Source organism: Saccharopolyspora sp. NPDC002686 (genome assembly GCF_040295745.1).
Lineage (GTDB): Bacteria > Actinomycetota > Actinomycetes > Mycobacteriales > Pseudonocardiaceae > Saccharopolyspora > Saccharopolyspora oryzae.
Window position 1 is genome coordinate 1 of the sequence record NZ_JBEOVY010000244.1, and the last position, 11,852, is coordinate 11,852.

The 11,852-nt window shown below is 69.8% G+C and carries 9 protein-coding genes; 5 read left to right on the plus strand and 4 right to left on the minus strand.

All coding sequences use genetic code 11. From position 1 onward, the window contains the following. Positions 1–134 precede the first annotated feature (134 nt). Entirely contained in the window at positions 135–3,260 is a 3,126-nt protein-coding gene (gene ileS / locus ABTZ89_RS26910; RefSeq protein ID WP_351049705.1) for an isoleucine--tRNA ligase, read from the minus strand. A gap of 148 nt (positions 3,261–3,408) precedes the next feature. Between ileS and ABTZ89_RS26915 the strand changes: the two genes are divergently transcribed. Next, positions 3,409–4,197 (plus strand): IclR family transcriptional regulator, encoded by a 789-nt coding sequence (locus ABTZ89_RS26915; RefSeq protein ID WP_270952728.1) that lies wholly within the window; start codon positions 3,409–3,411, stop codon positions 4,195–4,197. A gap of 9 nt (positions 4,198–4,206) precedes the next feature. Here ABTZ89_RS26915 and ABTZ89_RS26920 read toward each other — a convergent pair whose 3' ends face one another. Beyond that, positions 4,207–4,971, minus strand: a complete 765-nt coding sequence (locus tag ABTZ89_RS26920; RefSeq protein ID WP_270952726.1) for a dioxygenase family protein — start codon at positions 4,969–4,971, stop codon at positions 4,207–4,209. Positions 4,972–5,047: 76 nt separating this feature from the next. On the opposite strand from ABTZ89_RS26920, the gene ABTZ89_RS26925 reads away from it, so the two are divergent. Then, on the plus strand, positions 5,048–5,509 hold the full coding sequence (locus ABTZ89_RS26925) for a MarR family winged helix-turn-helix transcriptional regulator (protein WP_270952725.1): 462 nt from the start codon (positions 5,048–5,050) through the stop codon (positions 5,507–5,509). Between the two features lie 184 nt (positions 5,510–5,693). After that, the gene (locus tag ABTZ89_RS26930; protein ID WP_270952723.1) at positions 5,694–6,557 is read left to right on the plus strand and encodes a fumarylacetoacetate hydrolase family protein; all 864 of its coding nucleotides are present in this window, start codon (positions 5,694–5,696) and stop codon (positions 6,555–6,557) included. 90 nt (positions 6,558–6,647) lie between these two features. Here the strand turns inward: ABTZ89_RS26930 and ABTZ89_RS26935 are convergent, their stop codons facing one another. Then, on the minus strand, positions 6,648–7,229 hold the full coding sequence (locus tag ABTZ89_RS26935) for a hypothetical protein (protein WP_351049710.1): 582 nt from the start codon (positions 7,227–7,229) through the stop codon (positions 6,648–6,650). 63 nt (positions 7,230–7,292) lie between these two features. Beyond that, positions 7,293–7,502, minus strand: a complete 210-nt coding sequence (locus ABTZ89_RS26940) for a hypothetical protein (RefSeq protein WP_270952720.1) — start codon at positions 7,500–7,502, stop codon at positions 7,293–7,295. A gap of 312 nt (positions 7,503–7,814) precedes the next feature. On the opposite strand from ABTZ89_RS26940, the gene ABTZ89_RS26945 reads away from it, so the two are divergent. Together ABTZ89_RS26945 and ABTZ89_RS26950 are read left to right on the plus strand one after the other, a co-directional pair. After that, positions 7,815–8,801: a LysR family transcriptional regulator gene (locus tag ABTZ89_RS26945; RefSeq protein ID WP_351049713.1), complete on the plus strand. Its 987-nt coding sequence runs from the start codon at positions 7,815–7,817 to the stop codon at positions 8,799–8,801. 102 nt (positions 8,802–8,903) lie between these two features. Next, positions 8,904–11,726 carry a penicillin acylase family protein gene (locus ABTZ89_RS26950; RefSeq protein WP_351049716.1) on the plus strand — a complete coding sequence of 941 codons (2,823 nt, stop codon included), beginning with the start codon at positions 8,904–8,906 and terminating at the stop codon, positions 11,724–11,726. The last annotated feature ends 126 nt before the right edge of the window (positions 11,727–11,852 follow it).

Below are 11,852 nucleotides of genomic sequence, written 5' to 3' on the forward strand. Positions count from 1 at the left end.
CCCCTCGACGCCGAGCCAGTCCCGGCCGGAAACGTCCTGTTCTCCACAGGTGGGCGGACTTGTCCACCGGTGCCGGCATGTCGGATCCCGACACGCCGGCGGTTCGACGGGGTGTTGGGCGGAGCGGTGGTCGGTCAGGTTCGGTGGAGCCAGATCGTCAGGTCCAGGGTCGGGTCGGTGTGCTCGGTGGAATCCGGTGCGGGGGAGGCGGATTCGGTGGTGGCGGTGGCCAGGACCGCGGTGGCGATCTCCTCGGCGTGGTGGCGCAGCGCCTCGCGGAGCTCGCCGGTCGCGCGCCAGTGCAGGGTGATCCGGTCGGTGATGTCGAGGCCGTCCTGCTTGCGGCAGTCCTGCACGAAGCGGATCACCTCGCGGGCCAGGCCGGCCCGTTCCAGCTCCGGGGTGATCGTGGTGTCCAGGGCGATGGTCACGTCGCGCTGGGACTCGACCACCCACCCGGTTCGCGGCACCTCGCTGATGAACACGTCCTCGCCGGTCAGCGGTTCGAGCTGACCGTCCACCTCGATCGTCGCGGCACCGGTGCGCAAGGTGCGGGCCAGTTCGGCGGGGTCCGCGGCGTTGACCGCGGCCGCCGCCAGCTGGGTCCGGTTGCCGAATCTGGCGCCCAGCGCCCGGAAGTTCGGTTTGACCGACACGTCCAGCACTTCTCCCGCCGACTCCAGCGGTTCGATGCGGCGCACGTTGAGCTCGTCGGCGAGATCGGCGACCAGCTCGGGCGGCAGCGCTGCGCTGACGAGCGCCCGGCCCAGCGGCTGCCGCACCTTGATCCCGCTGCTCTTGCGCGCCGCCCGGCCCGCTTCCGCCAACTGGCGTTCGGTGTCCACGAGGGACAGGAGTCGGTCGTCGACCAGCCGGAGGTCCGCCCGCGGCCAGGTCGCCAGGTGCACCGACTCCGGCGAATCCGGGGCTCCCGGGCGGACGACGTCCTGCCAGACCCGCTCGGCGATGAACGGCACGAACGGCGCGAGCAGCCTGGTCAGCACGTCCAAGCAGTCGTAGAGGGTGCGCAGGGCGTTCGGGTCGCCGTCCCAGAAGCGCTGCCGCGAGCGGCGGACGTACCAGTTCGACAGGTCGTCGACGAACTCCGCCAGCGCCCGGCCGGCACCGGCCGTGTCGTAGTCCTCCAGCCGCGCGTCCACCTCCGCGGCCAGCCGGTGGAGCCGCGCCAGCACCCAGCGGTCCAGCACCGGGCGCTTCTCGGGAGGTGCGGCGTCGGCCGGGATCCAGTCCACCAGCGCGGCGTAGCGGCTGAAGAACGACGCGGTGTTCCAGTAGGTCAGCAGCACCTTGCGGACGATCTCGCGCAGCGGTGCGTGCCCGACGCGACGCGCTGACCAGGGCGATCCCGAGCACAGCATGAACCACCGCAGCGCGTCCGCGCCGTGCTCCTCCATCAGCGGCAGCGGTTCCAGCACGTTGCCCAGGTGCTTGCTCATCTTCCGGCCGTCCTCGGCGACGATGTGCCCCAAGCAGACCACGGTCTCGTAGGCGGAGCGGTCGAACAGCAGCGTGCCGACCGCCATGAGCGTGTAGAACCAGCCGCGGGTCTGGTCGATGGCCTCGCAGATGTACTGCGCCGGGTAGCTGCGGGCGAGTTCCGCGACGCTGCCCGGCTGGTGCGGGTAGCCGAGCTGGGCGAAGGGCATCGAACCGGAGTCGAACCAGGCGTCGACCACCTCGGGCACCCGCGCGGCGGACTTCCCGCAGGTGGGGCACGGGAATTCGATCTCGTCGAGGTACGGCCGGTGCGGGTCGAGCTCGGTGAGGTCCTGGCCGGTCCGCTCGCCCAGCTCGGCGCGGGAACCGATCGGCGTGACGTGGCCGTCCGGGCACCGCCACAGCGGCAGCGGTGTGCCCCAGTAGCGCGTCCGGGACAGCGCCCAGTCCACGTTGTTGTCCAGCCAGTCGCCGTAACGACCGTGCTTGACGTGCTCGGGGTACCAGTCGGTGCGCTCGTTCTCGCGCTGCAGCGCCTCGCGGATCGCGGTGGTCCGGATGTACCAGGACAGCTGCGCGTAGTACATCAGCGGCGTGTGGCAGCGCCAGCAGTGCGGGTACTGGTGCTCGAAAGTGGTGTAGCGCAGCAGGAGGCCGCGGTGCTGGAGGTCTTCGACCAGCACCGCGTCGGCGTCCTTGAAGAACATCCCGCCGACCAGCCCGACTTCGGCGTCGAACCGGCCGTCGGTGCCGACCGGGTTCACCACCGGCAGCCCGTTCTCGCGGCAGACCGCGAGGTCGTCGGCGCCGAAGGCGGGAGCTTGGTGCACCAGTCCGGTGCCGTCCTCGGTGGAGACGTACTCGGCGAGCACCACGCGGTGCGCGTCCGGGATGTCGACGAGGTCGAACGGGCGCCGGTAGTGCAGTCCCGCCAACGCGGTGCCCGGCAAGGTCGCGAGCACCTCGCCGTCGGGTCCGAGCACCGACTCGACCAGCGGTTCGGCCACCACGAACGTGCCCTCGACGGTGCGCACCACCTGGTAGTCCACCGCCGGGTGCACCGCGACGGCGGTGTTGGACACCAGCGTCCACGGGGTGGTCGTCCAGATCAGCAGGTCGACGTCGTGGTGCCCGGCGAGCGGCTCGTCCAGGGGGAACCGCACGAACACCGACGGGTCGTGCGCCGGTTCGTAGCCCTGCGCGACCTCGTGGTCCGACAGGGTCGTCTGGTCGCGGGGGCAGTACGGGGCCACCCGGTAGTCCTCGACCAGCAGGCCCGCGTCGAAGATCCGCTTCAGCGCCCACCACACGCTGTCGACGTAGTCCGGCGACATCGTCCAGTAGGCGGCGGACAGGTCGATCCAGTAGCCCATCCGCCGCGTGACGGTCTCGAACTCGCCGACGTGGCGCTGCACCGAGGCCCGGCAGCGCGCGTTGAACTCGGCGATGCCGATCCGCTCGATGTCGGGCTTGCCGCTGATGCCGAGCTCCTTCTCGACGGCGAGCTCCACGGGCAGCCCGTGGCAGTCCCACCCGCCGCGGCGCGGCACGTTGCAGCCCTTCATCGTCTTGAACCGCGGGAAGACGTCCTTGAACACCCGCGCTTCGACGTGGTGCGTGCCGGGCACCCCGTTGGCGGTGGGCGGGCCTTCGTAGAACACCCAGCGCGGGCCGTCGGCGGTCTGCGCCAGGCTGCGTTCGAACACCTCGTGCGCGTGCCACCACTCGATGAGCTGTCGCTCCATCGCGGGCAGGTCGATCGCGGGCTCGAGCGGGTGGAACGGAGATCCGGGCTGCGCCATGCCCACATGCTCACACCGCGCGGGCCCGCATACACCACGAGCGCGAAACCGCCCGGTTGAGCCGCTTGGAGGAACTGCGCAGCGGCAACACGCCCGCTGTACTGTTCAGTAGGCCGCAGGAGTCGATGCGGTGGAGGAGGAAAGTCGGGTGAAGTCGGAACCGGTCACGGCTGAGCCTGCGGGCAGCGGGCCCAACGTGGTCAAGTCCGCCGACCGCGCGCTGGTCATCCTGGAACTGCTCGCCCGCGGGCGGCACCGGCTCAGCGACATCGCCGAGACGTTGCGGCTCCCGCTGTCCAGCGTGCACGGGTTGCTCGGCACCTTGGTGCACCGCGGGTTCGCCGAGTTCGACCAGACCACCCGCACCTACGGGCTCGGGCTGAAGGCGTGGACCGTCGGCCAGGGCTACACCGGGCACCGCGACATCGTGGGCCTGGCGCTGCCGCTGATGGAGCGGCTCGCGCAGGAGACCGGTGAGACGGTGCAGCTGTCCCGGCTGGACGGCATCGAGAACGTCTACATCGCCATCGCCGAGTCGCCCCAGCCGATGAAACTCGTGTCCGCCGTGGGCATGCGGTTGCCCGCGCACGCGGACGGGATGGGCAAGGCGCTGCTGACCGGTCTGCCGCAGGACGAGCTGGTGCGCCGCTACCAGGGCGTGGAGCTGGAGCGCTTCACCGAGAACACCGTGCGCGAGCTGCCGGAGTTGCTGGCCGAGGTCCAGGAGGCCCGCAGCCGCGGCTACGCGGTGGACGACGAGGAGTACATCGTCGGCTGCCGCTGCGTGGCGATGCCGGTGCACGACCACTCCGGCGCGGTGGTCGCCGCGCTGTCGGTGTCGGCGCCGACGCCCCGCTGCGGACCGAACTGGACCGAGGACACCCGAGTTCCACTGTCCAAAGTGGTCGCGACGGTCGAGCAGCAGCTCCGCCGCTGATCCGAGCGCTCAGCCGAACTGGACGGAGCGCTTGGCCAGGCCCATCCAGAAGCCGTCGACGGCCACCCGCTGCTCGGTGAGGTCGTCGTCCGCTGCGCCGAGGGTCACGAACAGCGGTGCGAAGTGCTCCGTGCGCGGGTGCGCGAGCCGGCCGGCCGGGGCCTTGCGCCGGAAGTCCAGCAGGGAGTCGACGTCGTTCGCCTCGAGCGCCTGCCGTCCCCAGTCGTCGAACTCCGAGGACCAGCTCGGCGTGCCCGGTTGGCCCATCGCGGAGAGGTTGTGGGTGAAGAACCCGCTGCCCACGATCAGCACGCCCTCGTCGCGCAGCGGTGCCAGCGCCCGGCCCATGCGCATCAGCCGTTCCGGTTCCAGCGTCGGCATCGAGATCTGCAGGACGGGCACGTCGGCGTCCGGGTACATCTCCACCAGCGGCACGTAGGCGCCGTGGTCGAGGCCGCGCTCCGGGAAGTCCTGCACCGGGGTCTCCGGGCCGTGGAGCAGCGCGCGGACGCGGCTGGCCAGCTCCGGTGCGCCCGGAGCGGCGTACTGGACCTCGTAGTAGTGCTGGGGGAAACCCCAGAAGTCGTAGACCAGCGGAACGGTGCTGGTGGCGCCGATGGCCAGCGGGGATTCCTCCCAGTGCGCCGAGATCATCAGGATCGCCTTCGGCTTCGGCAGCCGGGCCGACCAGTCGGCGAGCTGGCCCGGCCACAGCGGGTCGTCGGCCAGCGGTGGGGCGCCGTGGCTGAGGTACAGGGTGGGCATCCGGGTCATCGCCGCCTCCTCATTCGAATTTGAACAACCTCGACCATAGCTGGTCGTTCAAATTTGAACAAGCTAGGCTCGGGGCATGGCTGAACCGCGCTGGCTGGACGACGAGGAGATGGCGACCTGGAACGCCTTCGTGGAGGCGAGCAACCTGGTCGCCCGCAAGGTCGAGCAGCAGCTGCGCGAGCAGGTCGGGCTGTCCCACCCGCAGTACGAGATCCTGGTCCGGCTGTCCGCGGCGCCCGGCGGCGAGATGCGCATGACCGAGCTCGCCCAGCTGGTGGTGACCTCGAAGAGCGGCCTGACCTACCAGGTCACCCAGCTGGAGAAGGCCGGTCTGGTGCGGCGCCGCACCTGCGAGTCCGACGACCGCGGCGTCAACGCGCTGCTGACCGACGCCGGCCGGGAGAAGCTGCGCGCGGCGGCGCCCGGGCACGTCGACGTGGTGCGCGCGAACCTGATCGACGTGCTCGACCGCGACCAGCTGCGCGCCGTCGCGGCCGGCCTCGGCGAAGTCACCCGCCACCTGCGCAAATCCAGCTGAGCGGTGGCCTTCACACGGCCACGGGTGAAAATCTTCAGAGCGTCTCGGATCCGGTTTCGTCCCCTGGACGGGTCTTGCTTCGGCGCGTTTTCCAGTGGAAAGTCGTGGGGCTGCTGAGCGGTGCCGGCCGCGCCCGGCCTCGCCGGTGCCGTCTCCGCAGCACTCGCCGAGACGAAGGAGTGAGATGAGGTTCCTGCGATTGGGCCCCGTCGGGGCTGAGCAACCGCACGTGGCAGACGACCAGGGCCGGCTGTTCGATCTGCGTCCGATCACCGCGGACGTCGACGGGGCGTTCCTGGCCGGTGGCGGCATCCAGCGGACCAGGGAAGCGCTGGCCGCCGGTGAGCTGCCCGCCGTCGACGATGCCGGCGACGGCAGCGGCCAGCGGGTGGGTGCGCCGATCGCGCGGCCGATGGCCGTGCTGTGCATCGGCCAGAACTACGCCGCGCACGCCGCCGAGTCCGGTTCGGCGCCGCCCGAGGTGCCGATCCTGTTCTTCAAGCACCCGAACACGGTCGTCGGACCGTACGACGAGGTGCTGATCCCGCGCGGTGCCGAGCAGGTCGACTGGGAGGTCGAGCTCGGCGTGGTGATCGGTCGCCGGGCCCGCTACCTGGAGAGCGCTGAAGAGGCGCTGGACTGCGTCGCCGGGTTCGTGGTGGCCAACGACGTCTCCGAGCGCGCCTTCCAGAAGGAGCACTCGGGCGGGCAGTGGTCCAAGGGCAAGTGCGCCGAGACCTTCAACCCGATCGGTCCGTGGCTGGTGCCCGCCGACGAGGTCGCCGATCCGCAGGCGCTGCGGTTGCGGACGTGGGTCAACGGCGAGGCCCGGCAGGACTCCAACACCGCGGACATGATCTTCGGCGTCGCCGAGATCGTCCGCCACCTCTCGCAGTACATGACGCTGGAGCCGGGCGACCTGATCAACACCGGAACCCCGGAAGGCGTGGCCCTCTCCGGGAAGTACCCGTACCTGGCGGCCGGTGACGTGCTGGAGCTGGAGATCGACGGCCTGGGCCGCCAGCGCCAGCAGTTCAAGCAGGCCTGACGCGCGGAACGGCCCGGCACTCGAGGAAAAGAGTGCCGGGCCGTTCTCGTGTGCAGTGCCGACCCCCAGAGCGACGCTGTTTCCGCTGGGTCAGGCCGCGAACTTGCGGGCCTTCGCGTAGCGGCCGTTCGCCGGGAGCCACGCGAGGACGATCGCGAGCACCGCCGTGGCCAGGCCGACGAAGCCGAGGCCCTGCTCGATCGGCAGGCCGACCGCGATGGCCAGGATCAGGTGCGGCAGCAGCGAGAGCACGGCGAAGATGGTGACCAGGACGCGCGCCCAGGTCGCAGCCTTCATGGCCAGCAGCGTGAACAGCAGCAGCGGGAGCACGAAGATCAGCGCGACGATGGACTTCAGCATCAGCTCCGCGCTGGCCGTGGTGACGACGTCTTCCCAGAAGCCCATGCTCTTGAGGGTTTCGATGGCGTCGCCGGTGGATTCACCGCCGGTCACCGACAGCAGCTCGTCGATCCCCATCGACGCCGGGTCGGAGTTCATCAGGTCCGTCGCGTACTGCTCGGCCAGCGTCCGGCCACCGGCCATCATGTGGATCGCGGCCGCGATGCCGGAAAGCGCCGACACCGCACCGGCGATGACGAACGCCAGCAGCGTGGCGGGGCGCTTCAAGCTGACCGGGGCCGCCTGCGGGGGAGCGGTCTGTTGGTAGGTCACGACTGGGTTTCTCCTTGCCAGGGAATGAAAAAAAGGGGGATGTCGAGAGGAATCGCGGCGCCTTCACCGGGATTGGCCGCTCCCGGCGGCCGGGGTGTTCGTGCGGATCACCGAGCTGTCGGCCGTGCGCCGTCCGCGATCCACGACTTGCGCAGTGCGGGCCCACGCGCTGCGCGGGAAGCCGTTGTTCGACGTCGCGCCAGGGGGTGGCGCGACGGTGGTGCTGCACATGGTGCTGCGAATCCTCTCCGGGGCAGGCAGCGGTTCACGCATCCGCGTACCTGCGATAGTGCGAATGCCCCTAATACGCCGATCGGTCTAACCGAACCGGGGCGGTCGCAGAAGGACCGCCGTTTGGGACGCAGCAGATCATTGCACCGCTGTCGCGGGGATTTCCAGCGATTCGAAGAAGAATTCCGCAGATTATTTGTTCTGGCGTGCGGATCAGTTCGGCGCACTACACTTCGGCGCAAAACAGGAGACCGAAGGAAGCATGCCGTGCCGTTAGTCGGAACCGCCAGTCCGTCCGCGAGCGACCTGCGCAGTCGATTGCTCGAATCCCCAGCCGCTCTGCTGGACACCACTATGGACCAGTTGCGCACGTTGGTGCTGGTGCACGAGGTCGGAACGGCGCTGGCGGCAGCGCGTTCGCTGGGGCGCGAGCAGTCCAGCGTGCAGAAGCAGATCGACACGCTGAACCGGAACTTCGAGCGGCTGTGCGGTGAACCGCTGGTGATCAAGCAGGGGCGCGGGAAGAACGTGCTCTTCACCGATTCCGGAGAGCTCTTCGTGGAGATCGCGCGGAACACGTTGCGCGACTGGCTCGACGGAGTGCACGAATCGCGACGACTGCGCGGCGAAACGATTACTGTCGGCACCACCAGGTTCACTCTCGGTTTCCTCGCCAATGCCGGGGAGCACGTCGCGGGCGAATTCGCCGAGCGCGGCGTGGAGTTGCGGGTGACGCACTTGCGGACTCGCGAGCTGATCGGTGCATTGCGGACGAAGCAGGCGGATCTGGTCTGCGGCAGCGTCCTGGTCGGCGGCGGCGAGAACGCGCTGGCCGATGTGGACGTGCTGGAGTGGCGGCGCAGCGGGCTGAGCCTGGTGACGAACTTGTCCGCGGAACAGCTGCCGAACCGGCCGATGCTCGCCAGCCAGCTGCACGCGCTGCCGCTGGTCATCCCGGCCAGCGGGCTGATCTCCGGATTCCTGCGCGGTTGGTTCGGCCCCGACTACCGCGAGAAGCTCGACATCGCCGCCGAGATCGACGACGTGCGCTACGGGTTCGACCTGCTGCGCTCGGAGCTGCTGCACGGCTGCATGATCGTCACCCGCGGGGTCGGGGAGGCGGCCGACGACGGGCGATTACCGGAGGGCCGGGGGCTGCGCACCGTCGATCTGGTCAACGACGTCGGGCCGAAGATGCACGTGCTGGTGGGAGCTTTCACCCGGCGCGGAGAGCGGCAGAGCTACGGCGCCGATCACCCGCTGAACCTGCTGTGGCGGGCGTTGGAGCTCGAGAACACCAGGTGGAAGCGCGGTGAGCACCGGCCCGCGGTGGCGTCCTGATGTCCGCTGCGCCGTTCGGGGCAAGGTGAACGTGAATGTCTTTCAAATCCAGTGCGCGGTGGCTAGCGTCCGGGTCGCGAAGATCGACCGAGAGGACCTGGCATGCTGCGTCCCACCGCCGCCCTCGCCGCCGCGGCCGCGATCGCATCCCTGCTGGTCGCGCCGCCAGCCACGGCTGAACCGGAGTCCGTGCCGGACTACTGCCGCGAGCAGTGCCACCACGTCCTCCCGCCCGGTCAGAACGGCAACGCCACCTTCGCCGAACTCGTCGCGCACATGCTGCTGGGCGTCCGCCCGCCGCACTCCGACGACCAGCTGGCCAAGTACGACGCGCTCGTCGGCGGCTACTCGAAGCTGACCACCGGCACGATCGGGGAGTTCTTCAACGACAACTCCTTCGGCGTGCGGCCCGAGGACGTCGAGAAGACCTACCAGCCGCGCGAGGACGTCACCGTCGTCCGGGACAAGACCGCGGGAATCCCGCACATCTACGGGACGACTCGCTCGGGGACCACGTTCGGCGCGGGCTACGCCACCGCCGAGGACAAGCTGTTCCTGATGGACGTGATGCGCCGGGCAGGGCGCGGCGAGGTGACGCCGTTCGCCGGTGGCGCGCCGTCGAACCGCCAGCTGGAGCAGCAGTTCTTCGCGGTGTCGCCCTACACCGAGCAGGAGCTGCAGCAGCAGATCGACTCCGTCGCCTCGCAGGGCGAGCGCGGCAGGCAGGCGCTCGAAGACGCGCAGTCCTACGTGGACGGGATCAACGCCTACATCGAGAAGTCGTACCAGGGGCGGTACTTCCCCGGCGAGTACGTGGCCACCGGGCACGTGGACCCGATCACCAACGAAGGGCGGATCGAGCCCTTCGAGCTGACCGACCTGGTCGCGCTGGCCTCGCTGGTCGGCGCCCAGTTCGGCGGCGGTGGTGGCAACGAGGTGCAGAACGCGGTCGCCCGGATGTCGCTGCACGAGCGGTTCGGCCCGGAGCGCGGCGAGGAGATCTGGGCGGCGTTCCGCGCCGAGAACGATCCGGAAGCGATCACCACCGTCCACGATGGACGGACTTTCCCGTACGGCGGGGCGCCGGAGAACCCGGCGGGCGTGGTGCTGCCGGATCCGGGATCGGTGGTCGAGCAGCCGCTCGTCTTCGATCCCACCGGATCGGCGGCCCAGACCTCGGAACCGGCCACCCGCGCGGAGAGCGGCAACCCGCCGCCGACCACCGACGACCCGGTGGAAAGCCTGCGCGGCATCTTCGACGACGGCGTGGTCCCGGAGGGGATGGGGCAGCCGCGGGGCATGTCCAACGCGCTCGTCGTGTCCGGTGCGCACACCGAGAGCGGCCATCCGGTGGCGGTGTTCGGCCCGCAGACCGGCTACTTCTCGCCGCAGCTGCTCACCCTGCAGGAGCTGCAAGGACCGGGGATCTCGTCGAAGGGCGCGTCGTTCGCCGGGCTGAGCTTCTACACCTTGCTGGGCCGCGGCCAGGACTACGCCTGGAGCGCCACCACCGCGTCCCAGGACCTGATCGACACCTACGCCGTCGAGCTGTGCGAACCCGACGGGAGCCCGGCCACGGTTGACTCCAACGCGTACCGGTTCCGCGGCGAGTGCGTGCCGATGCAGACCGTCGAGCGGGAGAACGCCTGGAAGCCGAACCTCGGTGACAGCACCCCCGAAGGCTCGTACCGGCTGGTGTCGTTCCGGACCAGCTACGGCCCCGTGACCCACCGCGCCACCGTCGACGGCAAGCCGGTCGCGTTCGCCCTGGCCCGCTCGACGTTCCTGCACGAGGTGGACTCGATCATCGGGTTCCAGCAGTTCAACGACCCGGGCGCGATCACGTCGGCGCAGGACTTCCAGCGCGCGGCGCACGACATCAACTTCACCTTCAACTGGTTCTACGCCGACGCCACCGACACCGCCTACTTCAACTCCGGCGCCAACCTGGTGCGCAAACCGGTGGTCGACCCGAGCATGCCGATCGCCGGCGACCCGGCCTACGAGTGGGACGGCTGGAACCCGGCCGACAACACCGCGAACTACACCCGGTTCGAGCAGCACCCGAACTCGATCAACCAGGACTACTACACCAGCTGGAACAACAAGCAGGCGCCGGGAACCGCGGGCGACCGGGCGGAGAAGAACGCGGTGCAGCGCGGCGACCTGCTCGACTCCCGCGTCCGCGAGCGCATCGAAGCGGGCGGCAAGTTCAACCGCGTGACGCTGACGCAGGTGATGGCCGAAGCGGGCGTGACCGACATGCGCGCCGAACGGGTGCTGCCGGACCTGCTGCGCCTGATCGACCGCGAGCCGATCAACGACCCCGACACCGCGGCGCTGGTCGAGAAGCTCCGGACCTGGCTGGCCGACGGTGGCAGGCGGGTCGAGACAGAACCGGGCAGCCGGCGGTACGCGCACGCCGAAGCGATCGAACTGCTGGACGCGTGGTGGCCGTTGCTGGTCCGCGGCCAGTTCGAGCCGTCGCTGGGCGCCCCGGCCTACGACGCGCTGACCGGGATGATGCAGATCAACCAGTCGCCCTCGGGCTGGCAGAACGGCGAACCGGGCCTGCACGTCGGCCAGGGCCACCAGGGCTCAGCGTTCATGTACGGCTGGTACGGGCAGGTGTCCAAGGACGTCCGCGCGGTGCTGGGCGATCAGGTGCCGGGCGGGTTCGGCGCACCGCTGTGCGGTGGTGGTGACCCGGCGGCGTGCCGCTCGATGCTGCTGGACACCCTGCGCCAGGCGGCGGAAACCCCGTCGGACCAGACCTACCCCGGTGACGCGGACTGCGAGCCCGGCGACCAGTGGTGCGCCGACGCCCTGATCCAGAGCAAGATCGGCGGCATCGGCCAGGACAAGATCAGCTGGCAGAACCGCCCCACCTACCAGCAGGTGGTGGAGTTCCCCGCCCACCGCTGAGCCGATGCCTCCGCCGTCCGGCTCGTTTCGCCTGGTCAGGTCCCGGGGGTCATTTTGGGGGGTGGGGAGACCCCAAAAAATCACCGGGCAAGACAGATAGGGAGTGGACACGAAAGAAAAGCAGGA